This window comes from Rathayibacter sp. AY1E6, from assembly GCF_002931115.1.
Classification (GTDB): domain Bacteria; phylum Actinomycetota; class Actinomycetes; order Actinomycetales; family Microbacteriaceae; genus Rathayibacter.
This window is the reverse complement of the sequence record NZ_PSVK01000010.1, coordinates 60,172-74,498: the sequence shown is the minus strand read 5'-3', so window position 1 is coordinate 74,498 and position 14,327 is coordinate 60,172. Positions and strand designations below refer to the sequence as shown.

Here is a 14,327-nt window from a genome sequence, read left to right as displayed (position 1 = left end):
CTCATCGCACGACCTCCGCGCCGAGGCCGCGGGTGTTGAGCGCCGAGAGGCGGCGCACCTCGGGCATGGCCGAGTCGATGGTGGCGCGCACGCCGCCGTCGCCCGGCTCCGCGAGGATGCGGTCGATCACCGGGAGGACGCGGTCGGCGAAGCCGGGGACCGGCTCGACGCACAGCTGCGGCAGGCCGATGAGGCGCATGATGCCCTCGACCTTGCCCTGGGTGGCGAGGGTGATCGCGGGGACGCCGAGCGAGAGCGACATGATCGCGAGGTGCATCCGCCCGGTGACGGTCAGCAGGGCGTCCTCGGCGAGGCCGCGGATCTCGGCGGGCATGAGCACGCGGTCGACGACGGTGACGCCCTCGGTTCCCACGCGCTCGGCGACCGCGCGGACGGCCACCTTGTCGTCGCCGATGGGGCGGGAGACGTGCGGGAGGAGCACGACGTGAACGCCGGCCGCGCGCAGGCGGTCGACGATGCGCTCGTACTCCGGCACCTGGTCGACCATGCCGGCGACGAGGGCGCTCGCGTTCACGAGCGCGAAGGGGACGCCCTCGGGCAGTCCCAGATCCTCGCGGAAGCTGCGGTCGCGGGTGCGCGCCGAGAAGACGATGTCGGTGACCTCCTCGACGCGCTGCACGCCGATGCTCCGGGCGCGCTCCGCCGAGAGCGGGTCGCGGAGCATCGGGACGACGCCGGCGCGGGAGGCGGCGATCAGGGAGCGGCGGGCGGCGAGGCGGGCCGCCGCGTTCCAGGAGAAGCCGAGGACGCGCGTGGGCACCCCTGCCTCGGCGGCGGCCTGCGCGAGCAGGGAGCGGCGGACCGAGCCGCGGAGGCTGTACTTGCCGTCCATCATGTCGGCGCCGACGACCGAGACCGAGCGGGCGCGGCGGATCAGCGCGGCGTAGGCGCGGAGATCGGCGGCGTGCGCGTCGCCCACTCCGTAGACCAGGTGCGGGAGCTCGACGACCTCGACCCGGTCGGCCTGCTCCTCGGGGATCACGACGTCGCCGGCGTAGCGCTGGACGACCACGACGGAGCCGGTGGTGTTCTCGAGGAACGCCTCCAGCATGGCCTGGTCGCCGATGTTGCCGCTGCCGGGAGCGGCGATCACGAGGTGAGACTCGGGCTCGGGTCGGAGGTCCGCGAGGGCGGCGCGGAGCACCGCCGCGTCGCGTCGGGCGGGCAGGCGGGTCGTCGTGACGAAGTCCTTCTTCCAGGACTTGACGACGCCGAGCTTGAGTTTCATCGATCTCTTTCGGTGGGAGGAACGGCGGCGGGAGGCCGCTCGGAGTCGGGGATGCCGGCCGTGACGGCTCCGTCGACCAGCGCGCTGTCGCCGGTGGGGCTGATGGCGTCGACCGTGGCCGGGGCCGGAGCGGCGGCCGGGCGGCTGCGGCGGAAGTGGCGGCGCAGGTCGGCGAGGCTGAGGATCTGGCGGCGGAACGCGGGGAGGATCAGCATCCAGAGCCCGACCCCGACCAGGACGGCGGCGCCGCCCAGGAGGAGGCGGAGGACGGGCTGGTCGGCGGCGATCCAGACGGTGGAGAAGGAGGCGCCCACCGTGATCGATCCGAACGTGATGCCGCTGCGGAGGCCGTTGGTGAACATCTCGCGGACGGGGGCATCGGAGGTGCGGCCGATCCAGATCAGCGCGGTCGGCCAGGTGAGGGCGAGCGAGCCGGCGTACGCGACCGCGACGCCCGTCACTCCCCAGTTGGAGCCGAGCAGGATCAGGACGACCATCAGCGGGCGGGTCGCCAGGCTGTACCAGACGCTCTGGCGCACGAGACCCTTGGCGAGGAACACCCAGTTGGAGCAGTACGCCGTGGCCTGGAAGAACCCGGCCACGAGCAGGATCTGGAAGATCGGGACCGAGGCGAGCCAGCGCTCCCCCACCAGGATCCGGATGACCGAGTCGGACTGGGAGCCGAGGACGGCGAGCACGAGGCCCATCGCCGTCAGCATCGCCGACTGGCCGAAGAGGATGAACGTGCGGAACCGCTCGCGCTCGTCCTGCAGCTTGGACAGCACGGGCAGTGCCACGCGCTGCACCGGAGAGTTCAACTGCTGCAGCGGCAGCATCATCAGCTGGAACGCGCGGTTGTAGAGGCCGAGGTCGACCGGGCCGAAGCGCGCGCCGATGATGACGGAGTCGACGTTCTTGCTCACGTAGGTCAGCGCCTGGGTCGCGAAGACCCCGCCTCCGTAGCGGAGGAAGTGGCCCATCGCCTCGCCGCGGCGGTAGCGGCCGGGACGCCAGCCCGTGATGAAGACCAGCATCAGCACGCTGATGAGCGGCTGCACGATCTGGCTCCCGGCCAGCGCCCAGTAGCCGGCGCCGCCGAGCGCCATCAGCACGCCGACCACGAGGCCCAGCACCTGGGCGACGATGTCGACCAGGGTGATCTTCACGAAGCGGAGGTGACGGGCGAGGTCGGCGCGGAACTGCGTCGAGATTCCGTTGAGGAGGAACGTCGAGGAGAGCACGACGGTCAGCAGCTGGAGCCGGTCGTCGCCGTAGAGGGCGGCGATCGGCCAGGAGGCCGCGATGACCACCAGGGTGAGGGTGAGGCCGATGCCCGAGTTCATCCAGAACAGGTTGCTCTTCTGGCCCGGCGTGATCTCCTTCGCCTGGATGGCGGCGGAGGAGAGGCCGAAGTCGCGGAAGATCTCGCCGATGCCGATGATCGCCGTGACCATCGCGAGCAGGCCGTAGTCGGCCGGCGAGAGCAGGCGCGCGAGGATGACGATGCCGCCCAGCTGGACGGCGATGCGGATCGCCTGCCCGCCGATGGTGACGGCGGCGCCGCGGCTCGCCGAGCGGCTGAGGCTCGGTGACGGCTTCTGCGTGGTCCCGGTCATCGGGTCGAGCCCTTCTTGGTGGCGATCGCGCCCTCGTAGGCCTTCTTGAGCTGGAGTCCGAGCACGTCCCAGTCCCGACCGGAGAGGGCGGGGAGCCCCTCCGGCGGCCGGGTGCGCGTGCGCTCGAGAGCGGCGGTGATCAGCTCGGGGGTGAGCTCGCCGTCGTACTCGATCACCCAGTCGCTGCCGACCTCCTCGGCCAGGGCCGTGTTGGTGGGCGTGCGAGGCACCAGGATCGGCCGGCCGAGCGACAGGGCGACCAGGATCGAGCCGGAGTTGTGCATCTCGCGGTAGGGAAGGACGATCAGCTCGGCCCGGCCGATCTCGTCGACCATCTCGGCGTCGTCGACCCGGCGGAGCGTGGTGCGCACCCGGGTGTCGCGGGCGGCCCGCTCCTCGACCAGCTCGCGCTGGCCCGTGCTGGGGCTGCCGACCACGTGCAGGGAGAGGGAGTCGTCCTCCACGCCGCGGAACACGTCCATCAGCTCGACGACGCCCTTGTACGGGCGGATGATGCCGAAGTAGAGGACGCGGCCGTGCTCGCGCTCGGGCAGCGGGTGCTGCGCGAACTGGTCGCGGTAGTGGCCGTGCAGCACGGTGACGGCGGGCGCCCGGCCGGGAGCGACGGTCGTCGGGTTCAGGCGGACGAACAGGTCGGTCGCGCGGTCGACCCGGGCCAGCGAGCGGCGCTCGGCGGCGGGACCGAGCTCGTGCGGGTGCAGGTTGTGCACCGTCCGCACGAGCGGGATGCGCTGGAGCGCGAGGCGCACCAGCAGCACGTCGAGGGCGCGGCGGCGGAGGAAGCGGTGCAGCGGGCTGCGGCCGCGGATCATCAGCTCGGGCCAGTGCACGTGCAGCACGTCGTAGTCGGCGAGCAGGGCGCTGCGCCAGGAGAAGAACAGCAGCTCGACGCCGGGCGCCAGGCCGTCGACGATCGAGTCGACGTACTGCGTGGTCGAGTCCGGCGGCGCGAGCGACTGCTGGACGACGAGCGCGGCCGGCGACGAGTCGTTCCTGCGGGCGAGGCGGCTCATCGCTCGCCCCGCATCCCGACGGCCATCGGCGCGTCGAAGATCCTCGCCCCGAGGGGCTGGCGCATCCGGATGCCCTTCGAGAAGTCGGGGACGTGCACCGGGTTGAGGCAGATGATGACGAGGAATCCCAGGAGCAGGTGGCTGGGGCGGACCGCGTCGATGGCGTTGTAGCCGGCGAGGCAGACCATGAAGCCGAGCAGGCCCGCCGCAGGACCGACGTCGCGACGGCTGAGCGTGGCGCCGAACATCGCGGCCACCATGATCACAAAGAGCAGCAGGCCGGGGATGCCGACGCTGATCAGCAGCTGCAGGAACGAGTTCTCGATGACGACGTCCGAGAACCGCCTGCCGCTGATGCCGGACGTCGCCGCTCCGGAGCCGAGCCAGTGCGTGAGCTCGGCCGCCTTCAGCGACACGGTCACCGCGAGGTCGCGGGCGCCGGCCGAGATGGAGGCGTCGAGGTTGTTGTTGCGGGCGGTGACGGGCTCGAAGTTCAGGACTCCGACACCCGCGACGAGCCCGGCGATCAGGATCGAGCCGGGCCGGAGCAGCGAGCGGTTCGGGTTGAGGAAGCCCACGGCGACGAGCGCGACGATGACCGCGACGGCGATGGCCGCCATCGGTCCGCGCGAGACGGTCGCGACGACGCCGCCCGAGGCCAGGATGCCCAGCAGCAGGTCCGACTTGCGGGAGCCCTGGAGCCAGGAGCCGAACGCGAGACCGGCGCCCACCGTGAGGAAGGTGCCGGCGAGCAGCGGGTGGCCGAAGGTGATCTCGGCGCGGTAGAGCGACCAGTGCTGGTCCTGCTCGTAGCCGAGGGCGCCGTAGACGGCACCGAGGATCGGGGAGCTCTGCGCGACCAGCTCGAGGGCGGCGTAGAGGGCGAGCAGCCCCGAGAGGATCACCCACGTCTTGCGCAGCAGCACGGCCTCGCGCTGGGCGTCGAAGACGAGCATCGGCACGCCCACGCAGATCGCGAAGCTGAACATCCACGAGACGCCCTCGGTCGCGTAGGAGCTGCGCACCGTCGCCAGGGCCGACCAGAGCATGAGGGCGATGAACGCGAGGATCACCACGGCCCGCCACGGGGAGAGCACGAGCTCGCGGGTCCACGCCTTGACGGGGGCGCGCCACAGCTCGGGAGCGAGCCCGCGCCGGATCGCCCAGATCACGAGGATGACGGCCCAGAGCGTCATGCGGAACGTCAGGGTCGAGGGGGTCAGCGGCGTCGGGACGAGCGCGAAGAACGCGAGCGCCATCGCCGGCAGCCAGTGCGCGGGGACCCGCAGCAGCACCCAGGCCCCGACGATGCCGCCGACTCCGGCGGCGATCACCAGGAGGCCGGTGGCCGGCTCCCGGGTCGAGAAGATGTACCCCATCCCGAGGACGATCACCAGGGCGACCGAGAAGAGCGCGCCGACGAGGAGTCGTCGCGGGAGGATGTCGATCACGTCAGGGAGTCCTTCTGGCGTCGGAGCGGAGTGGTGGAGGAGGGGGCGGGCGGTGCGGCGCTCACGGGAGTGGTCCCGTCGGCCTCGATGAGGATCGCGATGCCCTCGCGAGCCGCCTCTCGGCGGCTGGGACGCCTGCGATGCCGTGCCCTCCTCCTCCACTGCTCGACCCTGGCGCCGACCCCCGGGGAGGAGGGGTCGCGTCGGTCCTGCCGCGGATCAGGCGGGGCCCTCCTGGAGCCAGCGGCGGAAGGTCCCGACCGAGTCCTTGTTGGTGAAGTCCGGGACGACATGGCCGCCCTCGTAGCCGGCGCTGTTGTGGTAGGCGATCGTCGCCTCCTTGGCGACGGGGAGCGCGAGGCGGCGGAGGCGTCCGCCGTGCAGCTCGGCAGGAGCGAGCTGGTCGGCCGTGCCGGCGCTGACGCGCAGACGCATGCCCTGCCATGCGGACTGCGGCAGCCGGGCGGGGTTGGTCGCGCGCATCAGCGCCCGGTCTCCGCCGTACACCGCGAGGACGCGGTTCGGCTGGCTGTCGTCGCGCGCCGCGAGGTCCTCGACGTCGAAGACGCTGCTGGCGTGGTAGGCCCCGTAGATGTTCGGCACCATCTTCTTCGCGTAGGCCCAGCACATCATCGCGCCGCCGCCGGAGTTCGAGCGGAGGAAGCTCCCGCGGACGTTCCAGAGGCTCTGCACCCAGGCTGTGGCGGCCGTCTGCACGGCGAGCGCCGTGGGGTTGGTGTAGTTGCTCGGGCCGCCGAAGTCCGGGCAGATGCTGACGAAGCCCAGGTCGACGAGCGGATCGGCCGAGTAGAAGTAGGCCTTGTCGAGGGCCCTGAAGCTGCTGCCGCTGGCGTGGTAGAACCAGGCGACCGGCACCGAGGAGCCTGATTTCGGCTTCGCCGAGTGCGGGACGAAGAGGCGGGTGGAGTCGCTGCCGATCTTCACATCGATGATCTCGTAGGGCTTGTTGCCGCTCTTCGAGAACTTGGTGTCGAGGCGCGAGACCTCGCCCGGGAGCCTCGGGATCACGCTGTAGTTCGGCGCAGCGAGCGCCGGGGTCGCCACCAGCGCGGAGGCGGTCGCGGCGGCTCCGACAGCGGAGGCGGCGAGCAGGAGGCGGCGCGAGAGGCCGCGCGGGGTGTCAGTCATATCGAGAATCCTTCGGAGCTTTCGCCATCAGTGTCGAGTCGGCCGACCATTCCGAATTCGACGCACATGAAGTGACGTCCGGCCCCCCAACCCATTCGAGAGTGTACGGGCCGCGGATGACGCGTGGATGTCGTTCTCATCACGTCTGGTCGCTCGGGCGGGGATCAGCGGGAGGAGGGGAAGAGACGGCGGGAGAGGCCCGAGGACTTCTCGGCCGTCTCGTGCACCACGAAGGGCACGGCGGAATCGGCGGAGACGACCCGCCTCGCCGCGGCGAGTTCGAGCGTCTCGCGGGAGAGGCCCTCGATGTCGACGGTGACCGCGAGGCCGGAGTCGGCCAGGCGGGTGGCGATCTGCACCTGGTGGTCGTCGACGTGCTCGCCGAACGAGGCGCGGCGCGGAACCAGGATCGGCACCCGGCCCTGCTCGATGGCGCTGAGCGCGGTGCCCACTCCCCCGTGCGCGATGACGACGTCGGCCGCCTTCATCGCGGCGTTGAGCTCGTCGTGCGGCACGGAGTGGCGGCCGTCGATCCCGAGCCCGGAGACGTCGTTCGCTCCGGTCTGCCAGAGCACCTCCACGCCCTCGAGCAGCGGCGCGAGCGCGGCGAAGAAGCGGGGGAACGGGTAGCCGTCCTGCGTGCCGACCGAGACCACGGCGCGGCGGATCGGCTGCGGGACGACGTCCTCGACGCGGTAGGTGTCGAAGATCGAGCCGCCGAAGCTCCAGCGGTCGTCGGCCCAGGAGCGGTACTGGGTGTAGGTCGAGACGGCGGGGACCCGGGCGAGGATCCGACCGGTCATCGACGGGCCGAGCACGCGGGCGGCGCTCTCGATGTAGTGCGCGGGGATGCCGCGCGAGGCCGCGAGCGGCAGGAAGGAGAGGGCGGGGCTGGCGCCGGTGCTGAAGACGGCGTCGAAGGACCCGCGGGCCAGCAGGGAGCGGCCGATCATCGCGTTGCGGAGCACCGGCACCACGGCGCGGGGCGGCGGATCGGCGAGGTGGGTCACGCGCCGGTCGGTGAGGAGGGTGCGGCTGAGGGCGCTGTCGACAGTCGCCCAGTGCTGCTCCTCCGGGTCGACTCCGAGGAGCCCCGAGAGCGCGAACATCTCCTTGAGATGCCCGCCGCCGGAGCAGACGAAGAGATACGAAGCCATACGCGCCTTCACTGGTGATGATCGAGATAACAGGCGTGTGGATGATCGATCGTCCGCCGAGAACGACCCCCCGGTCCCTGGTGCAGAAGTCGCCCGATCATAGCAGGGAGGGTCTCCGAGGGGCACTTCTCTGAGAGAACTGTTCACCTCGCCGGAAAGCGATAGGGGCTCATTCGACAGGCGATATCCGCTCACTTCTCCGGAGGGTGGAAAGCGATATCCGCTCGACTCGGGGATGACCGGGAACGTCGCTCGGCACCCCGATAGCGGACCGGCCGATTCCCGTCGATCACCTGCACCGCACGGGCCGCGCGCGTAGCGTCGGACCACCGGCGCAGAGGCCGGTCGACCCAGGAGGAGCGCCATGAGCGACAACGAGCAGAACAGCCCCGTGATGGACGGAGCCGAGGACGCCAGCAACGACGAGAAGCTCGGCGGCCTGATCGACCAGGTCGAGCACGACCACGGAGCCGAGGGCGCCGGCGCGATGGCCGACGCGCTCCGCGACCGCGCCGACGAGACCGACACCGAGATCGCCGAGGAGTCGGACGCGTCCGGCCCGGTCGAGGACAGCGGCACCGCCCAGGTGTGAGCGACGGGGCCCGGAGGACGACTCCGGGCCCCGCTCCCGGATCGCCGGGGTGAGCGAGCGGCCCGGAAGCGCCCGTGGGCCCTCCGGATCGCTCGTCAGAGCGGCCCGGCGAGCGCCGCCCGATGTGCACCGGAGCGGCCCGATGAGCGCCGCCCCACCCCCAAAGCCCTGTTTGACGGTGCGGGAGCCGCCGGTCACCATGGCCGCATGTCCTCTCTCGACGAGCTGCGCGCCACCGCGCATCCGATCCGCCTCCGCCTGCTGTCCCTGGTGACGGGAGCGGCGATGAGCGCCGCGGAGGCCGCCCGCGAGCTGCAGCTGTCGCAGGCGACGGCGAGCTACCACTTCCGCGTGCTGGAGCGCGCCGGGCTCGTGGCCGTCGTCGAGACCGTGCGCCTGCGGGGCGGCGAGGCGAAGAGGTACCGGCACGAGGCCTCCGGAAGGCCCTTCGACGTGACCGCGTCAGTGGACGCCGGGCCGGAGGAGGAGCGGGACCTGCACCTCGAGGCCCTGATCGAGGAGCTCCGGCGGCGCTCGTCGAGCCGGGCGGACGGTCCTCAGCTCTCGACGGACGCGGAGCTCTGGGTCGACCCCGAGGTCTGGCGGCGGGTCGTGCGGCACGTCGGGGAGGCGTCCGCGCTGCTGCACGCGGCGGCCCGGCCGCCGAGGACCCCCGGGACCGCGCCGGTGTCGATGACGACCGCGATGTTCCCGCTCCGCCGGCCGTGACCCGCGACGGGCGCGGGCCGCTGGCGCACGGGCCTCTCGCGCACGGCCCCTTCCGCTGGCTCCTCGCCGCCCGCACGACCGGCGTCCTCGGCAACGCCGTCGCTCCGATCGCCCTGGCCTTCGCCGTGCTGGACCTGACGGGCTCGCCGACGGACCTCGGACTCGTCGTCGCCGCGCGCTCCCTCGCCAACGTCGCCGTCCTGCTGCTCGGCGGCGTCCTCGCCGACCGGCTCCCCCGCTCCGTGATCCTCGTCGGCACCTCGCTCGCGGCGGCGGCCACTCAGGCCGCGGTCGCCGTGACGGTGATCACGGGGACGGCGACCGTCGCGGCCCTGGTCGTGCTCAGCGTGCTCAACGGCGCCGTCGCGGCGATGAGCCTGCCCGCCGCGGCCGCCCTCGTCCCCGAGACGGTGCCGGTCGGCGAGCTCCGCCCGGCCAACGCCCTGCTCCGCCTGGGCCTGAACGCCGGGAGCATCGTCGGCGCCTCGGCCGGGGCCGCGCTCGTCGCACTGGTGGGTCCCGGGTGGGGGCTGGCGGTCGACGCCGCGGGCTTCGCCCTGGCCGCGGTCCTCTACTCCCGTGTGCGGCTGCCGCGGACGGTCCGCTCGGGCCCGGGCGCCTCCGTCCTCGCCGACCTCCGCGAGGGGTGGCGGGAGTTCACGAGCCGGCGCTGGGTGTGGATCGTCGTGGCGCAGTTCACCGCCGTCAACGCCGCGTTCGTCGGCGCGACCACGGTCCTCGGCCCGGTCGTCGCCGACCGGTCCTTCGGCCGAGCGGCATGGGGACTCGTGATCGCCGCGCAGACCGTCGGCCTGGTGATCGGGGCCGTGATCGCGCTGCGCTGGCGGCCCCGCCGTGCGCTGGGGGCGGGCGTCGCCCTCATGGCGGTGACGGCCGTCCCGGTCGCCGCCCTCGGGATCCTCCCGGCGCTCCCCGCCCTCCTCCTCGCCTTCGCCCTCGGCGGAGTCGCGCTCGAGATCTTCGCCATCGCCTGGGACCAGACGCTGCAGACCCACGTCCCCCGGGAGGCGCTCGCCCGGGTCTACTCCTACGACATGGTCGGCTCCTTCCTCGCCGTGCCGCTCGGGGAGGCGCTCGTGGGCCCGCTCGCCGACCTCGTCGGGCTCGACCGCACCCTGCTCGGCTGCGCCGCGGTCGTCCTCGTCGCCTCGCTCCTCGCGGCCTCCAGCAGGAGCGTCCGCGGCGTGGGCACGGACCGTCCGCGGCCGCAGACGCTCTAGCGCGTCACGGGAGGCGCGGGTGCGCAGGACGGGGCGCACCACCCGGAGTCCGGGGGGAAGCAGCTCCAGGACGCCGTCCCAGGTGGCGGGGACGTCGGGGAAGCCGTGCACGAGCACGAGCGGAGTGCCGTCCTCCGGTCCCTCGTCGAGGTAGTGGACGTCGGTGAAGCGCGTGGACAGGACGCGCGCACCCGTCCCCTCCTGCTCCGGCCCGTCCGAACGGGAGTGCCGCGGCCCGCTCACGGGCGGTAGAGGGAGTCGATGGGGACCTCGCGGCTCGAGCCGTCCCGGGTGGTGATCGTGACCGTGCCGGCGGGCCCGGCGGCGAGACCGTCGGACGAGGGCCACCAGACGGTCCAGGAGCCGCCCTCGAGGGTCGCGACGACCGGCTCGACGCCGGCCTCGTTCAGCACCACCGATTCCACGTCCGCGCCCGCGAAGCCGACCGCGTAGATCAGAGCGGCGTCCCCCTCTCCGAAGGTTCCGGCCGAGCTGAGCTGGACCGCGTCCGCGGCGAGGGGGCCGACCGGTGCGGCGTCCGCCACCTCCCACATCCCCGCGCCGTTCCCGGCGCTGAGGCAGTAGTAGAGGGAGTCGTCGAAGCGGTAGATCATCGAGGCGGCGTCGCCGCGCGCGTCGAGGTGCGAGACCTCCGCCGGCCCGGCCTCGCCGTTGGGGCTCTGCAGGTTCGTCGCGCACCACTGCGTCGCCGACTGCCCGAGCTCGGAGCTCGGCAGGAGGCGCTCGGGGATCGCGGTCCAGGAGGCGAGCACCGCGCGGTTCAGCCCGACGGAGCCGGTGCCGGGGATGAGACCCGGGACCACGACGATCACCGCGGCTGCGGCGGCCAGGAGCACGGTCGCCGCGCCGGCGACGGCCCAGTCGCGGGGGCGGAAGAAACGGGGAGCGGCCGCGTCCGCGCTGACCAGGATCTCGCCGAGGAGCGCGTCCCGACGTGCGGCCTCGGCAGCGGTGAGGGAGGTGCGGGGCTCGGCGTCGTGCGCGCGGAGCAGGTCGAGGAGCTGGTCGGTCATGAGAGGGTCCGTTCTGCCGTGCCGGAGAGGAGCGTGGAGTCGAGGGGGGCGAGCAGCGCCGCCAGCCGCCGCTTCGCGCGGGTGAGCCGCATCGCGTAGGCGGCCCGGGAGCAGCCGAGCACCTGCGCCGCCTCGGCCTGCGGGAGGTCCTCCCACACGTGGAGGGCCAGAGCCTCCTGCTCGGCGAGGGGCAGCCGCTTCCACGCGCTCTCCAGGTCGAGGCGGTCGCCGACCGACGGGTCGGCCTGCTCCTCCGGGGCGAGGGTCCCGATCCGCACGGCCAGCGCCTGCCGGCGGTTCTCGCCGCGGGCGGCGTTGAGGATCGCGTGCCGGGCGGTGCCGAACAGCCAGGGCCGCACGTTCTCCGGCAGGTCCTGCCGGCGACGCAAGGCGGCGAGGAAGGTCTCGCCGACGATGTCGTCGACCGTCGCGGCGGGAGCGCGGCGGCGGACGAAGCGGAGCAGGTCGTCGAAGTGGGCGCGGTACAGCTCGGAGAAGTCGTCTCGGGAGCGGATGCTCATGGTTCCCCTTTCGCGGAGTCACAGGTACATGTCCGGCTGCGGCGGCGATGCAACATCCGTGTCGGCGGGAGTCCCGCTGGGGCGGTGGCCGCGGCGTCCTGCGCGGCGCTCCATGTCCGGGCAGGATCCACCGCGCGGGGGAGGTCCTGCGAGCGGCAGGCGGCGATCCGCATCGACCGCACGCCGGAGAGGAGGGGCCCTCGGCGGGTGGCGGGCTGTCGGAGGGAGCAGCGGACACGCGGTCATCCCCGAGGCGCACCGGACGCGACTCCCGGACGACGCACCGGACTCCTCCGGCCCGGGACTCTGGCAGAACGCCGCCGAGCCTCTGCTCCCGGCGCCCGTCCCGCCCCAGGAGACCCTCGTGAACCGCGCCCTCGCCCTCGCCGCCGCCTCAGCCCTCGTCGTCGTCGACGTCGTCCAGCGCGCCGCTGACGCCCGATGACCGGCTCCGGGAAGCCGGCCGGCGATCAGGCTCCGCTCCGCCTCGCGCTCGTGCACGTCGACTTCTGGTCGGCCGTGAAGCTCTCGTTCCTGCTCGGCCTCGCGATCGCGCTGCTCGGCCTCGTCGCCGTCCTGGTCGCCCATCCGCTGCTCGTGCACTCGGACCTCTTCACCCAGGCCGACACGCTCCTCGGGCAGGTCGTCGGCGATCAGGTCCACCTCGCCGCGATCCTCTCGCTGCCGAACGTGCTGGGCTTCGCGCTCGTCGGAGCCGTGCTGAACACCGTCGTCGCCACCGCCCTGGGCGGGGTGGGGGCGCTGCTCTTCGGATCCGCCGCCGCCCTCGCGGGCGGGCTCCCGGTCGGCCTCGCTCGGCAGTGAGGGGCTCCGCTCCGACTAGGCCGCGAGCCCTCCCTCGGGAACCGGGGACGGACGGTCGTCACCGAGGAGCGGCGCCTGCTCGGGCTCAGCGGCGACGACCATGTCGCGCCCGGACGCGGGGGTGAGGAGCTCGCGCAGCCAGAGGCGGTTCACGGCGTGCAGACGGGGATGATCGAAGCGGTATTCCAGCACCGCGTTCGGCTGCACGAGGATCGCGTGCGAGCGCGGCTCCGACTCCTGCAGCGTCCTCCAGGTCAAGCGGAACGGCTGCCCCTGCTCCATCCGCGCGCGCACGGCGATCCGCACGTTCGCGAGCGTCCGGTCCTCGAACTCGATCCGGCGCCGCCAGGCGCCGAAGATCAGCACTCCCACGGGGGCTCTCCCCATCGTGTCGGTCGAGCAGCCCGCAGAACGGCGGGGGCGGCGGGCGCGAGGCTCGCAGGGCCGGACCGCCATCGGACGGTCCTGTCGTGGGGACCGGAGTAGAGGTGGGTCCGAGGCTGGTCCCTTCCCGGAGGTGTGCGGACGGAGTGCGCTCCCGCGTCAGTCGGCGAAGATCGCGCCGACCGGCTCGCGCTTCTCGGCCTGGAAGCGGTCCTCGGCGCGGCCGAGAGCCCAGTAGGCCGAGAGCGAGAGCGCCCGGCGCTCCACGCCCCACTCGTCCTGCAGGAGGGCGCGCAGCTGCTTCATCGCGGTGCGCTCGCCGTGCGCGAAGACCTCGAGCACGCCCTCGGGCCTCGGCTCGGCCCGGACGGCCGCGACCAGCGCCCGGCCGGCCTCGAGACCGCCGCGGTGCAGCCAGCGCACCTCCACTCCGGCCGGAGCGGGAAGCGCGAGCTCGTCGGCGGCCGAGTCGACCTCTATCAGGACCAGGCCGCGCGCGTGCGCGGACATCCCCTCGAGGGCGGAGGCGATCGCCGGCAGAGCGGAGTCGTCGCCGAGCAGCAGGTGCACGACCTCGGGGTCGGCGCTCGGCGACCAGGCGCCGCCGGGCGCGGAGAGCGCGATCCGGTCGCCGGGAGCCGCGGCGAGCGCCCACGGTCCCGCCACCCCTTCGTCGCCGTGCACGACGAAGTCGACGGTGATCGAGCGCCGCTCGAGGTCGACCGAGCGGACGGTGTAGGTGCGGCGCACGGGCAGCTGCTCGGGGGCGACGCTCGCCCGGAGCGCGTCGAGGTCGAAGGGCGGCTGGAGGTCGGAGCCGCGCGGCGGGAGCAGGAGCTTCACGTAGCGGTCGGTCGCGGCGAGGCGCTCGGGGTCGGACTCGGCGAGGAACGCGTCGAGCCCGTCGCCGCCGAGGTGCACGCGGACCAGGTGGCCGGTGAGGCGCTCGGTCCGCAGCACGGTGAGCACGTGCTGGCTGCGGGCACGGCGCGGGCGGTCGGGGGACGGGGCGGCGTCGGTCATCCGTCCAGCATGCCTGGTCGTGCTCGGTGGGGGCCGAGCGCAGGCCGCTCGCGCGCGGGCGCCGAGGGGTCACGATCGGTCGCTTCGGGAGGGAGGAAGGAGCCGTTCGTGACGCATCGGAGCAGGCCGATGCGAGGCCGGGACGTCGCGGCGGTGCCGAGCGCGAGGCGGCGGCGCGGGCGCGCGTACGGACGAGTGGGCGCCGAGGGGTCACGAACGGTTGCTTCGGGAGGACGGAAGGAGCCGTTCGCGACGCATCGGAGCAGGCCGGGACGTCGCGGCGGCGCCGAGCGCGAGGCGGCGGCGCGGGCGCGCGTACGGA

The 14,327-nt window shown here is 73.2% G+C and carries 14 protein-coding genes; 4 read left to right on the top strand and 10 right to left on the bottom strand.

Going from position 1 to position 14,327, the window contains the following annotated elements:
- Window position 1 precedes the first annotated feature (1 nt).
- The 6 genes from C5C46_RS10235 to C5C46_RS10210 form a co-directional block, all read right to left on the bottom strand.
- Window positions 2-1,249, bottom strand: coding sequence for a polysaccharide pyruvyl transferase family protein (locus C5C46_RS10235; RefSeq protein ID WP_104226618.1), 1,248 nt, complete (start codon window positions 1,247-1,249; stop codon window positions 2-4).
- Window positions 1,246-2,865 carry a lipopolysaccharide biosynthesis protein gene (locus C5C46_RS10230; protein WP_104226617.1) on the bottom strand — a complete coding sequence of 540 codons (1,620 nt, stop codon included), beginning with the start codon at window positions 2,863-2,865 and terminating at the stop codon, window positions 1,246-1,248. The genes C5C46_RS10235 and C5C46_RS10230 overlap by 4 nt, the downstream gene beginning before the upstream one ends.
- Window positions 2,862-3,899, bottom strand: coding sequence for a glycosyltransferase (locus C5C46_RS10225; RefSeq protein WP_104226616.1), 1,038 nt, complete (start codon window positions 3,897-3,899; stop codon window positions 2,862-2,864). Before C5C46_RS10225 ends, C5C46_RS10230 begins: the two co-directional genes overlap by 4 nt.
- Entirely contained in the window at window positions 3,896-5,350 is a 1,455-nt protein-coding gene (locus tag C5C46_RS10220) for an O-antigen ligase (RefSeq protein WP_104226615.1), read from the bottom strand. Before C5C46_RS10220 ends, C5C46_RS10225 begins: the two co-directional genes overlap by 4 nt.
- 219 nt (window positions 5,351-5,569) lie before the next feature.
- Window positions 5,570-6,499: a S9 family peptidase gene (locus C5C46_RS10215; RefSeq protein ID WP_104226614.1), complete on the bottom strand. Its 930-nt coding sequence runs from the start codon at window positions 6,497-6,499 to the stop codon at window positions 5,570-5,572.
- 164 nt (window positions 6,500-6,663) lie between these two features.
- Window positions 6,664-7,656, bottom strand: a complete 993-nt coding sequence (locus tag C5C46_RS10210) for a glycosyltransferase (RefSeq protein WP_181127418.1) — start codon at window positions 7,654-7,656, stop codon at window positions 6,664-6,666.
- A 364-nt stretch (window positions 7,657-8,020) separates the two neighbouring features.
- On the opposite strand from C5C46_RS10210, the gene C5C46_RS10205 reads away from it, so the two are divergent.
- From C5C46_RS10205 to C5C46_RS10195, 3 genes are all read left to right on the top strand, one after another.
- Window positions 8,021-8,248, top strand: a complete 228-nt coding sequence (locus tag C5C46_RS10205; protein WP_104226612.1) for a hypothetical protein — start codon at window positions 8,021-8,023, stop codon at window positions 8,246-8,248.
- Window positions 8,249-8,455: 207 nt separating this feature from the next.
- Complete coding sequence (locus tag C5C46_RS10200) at window positions 8,456-8,977, top strand: helix-turn-helix domain-containing protein (RefSeq protein ID WP_104222473.1); 522 nt, start codon at window positions 8,456-8,458, stop codon at window positions 8,975-8,977.
- Window positions 8,974-10,218: an MFS transporter gene (locus tag C5C46_RS10195; protein ID WP_258059434.1), complete on the top strand. Its 1,245-nt coding sequence runs from the start codon at window positions 8,974-8,976 to the stop codon at window positions 10,216-10,218. Before C5C46_RS10200 ends, C5C46_RS10195 begins: the two co-directional genes overlap by 4 nt.
- Before the next feature lie 239 nt (window positions 10,219-10,457).
- Here the strand turns inward: C5C46_RS10195 and C5C46_RS10190 are convergent, their stop codons facing one another.
- Window positions 10,458-11,252, bottom strand: a complete 795-nt coding sequence (locus C5C46_RS10190) for a hypothetical protein (RefSeq protein WP_104226611.1) — start codon at window positions 11,250-11,252, stop codon at window positions 10,458-10,460.
- Window positions 11,249-11,773, bottom strand: a complete 525-nt coding sequence (locus tag C5C46_RS10185; RefSeq protein ID WP_104226610.1) for an RNA polymerase sigma factor — start codon at window positions 11,771-11,773, stop codon at window positions 11,249-11,251. Before C5C46_RS10185 ends, C5C46_RS10190 begins: the two co-directional genes overlap by 4 nt.
- Before the next feature lie 441 nt (window positions 11,774-12,214).
- On the opposite strand from C5C46_RS10185, the gene C5C46_RS10180 reads away from it, so the two are divergent.
- Window positions 12,215-12,598: a DUF3566 domain-containing protein gene (locus C5C46_RS10180; protein ID WP_104226609.1), complete on the top strand. Its 384-nt coding sequence runs from the start codon at window positions 12,215-12,217 to the stop codon at window positions 12,596-12,598.
- A gap of 15 nt (window positions 12,599-12,613) precedes the next feature.
- Here the strand turns inward: C5C46_RS10180 and C5C46_RS10175 are convergent, their stop codons facing one another.
- On the bottom strand, window positions 12,614-12,985 hold the full coding sequence (locus C5C46_RS10175) for a hypothetical protein (RefSeq protein WP_146078977.1): 372 nt from the start codon (window positions 12,983-12,985) through the stop codon (window positions 12,614-12,616).
- 156 nt (window positions 12,986-13,141) lie between these two features.
- The gene (locus tag C5C46_RS10170; protein WP_104226607.1) at window positions 13,142-14,005 is read right to left on the bottom strand and encodes a siderophore-interacting protein; all 864 of its coding nucleotides are present in this window, start codon (window positions 14,003-14,005) and stop codon (window positions 13,142-13,144) included.
- Between the last annotated feature and the right edge of the window lie 322 nt (window positions 14,006-14,327).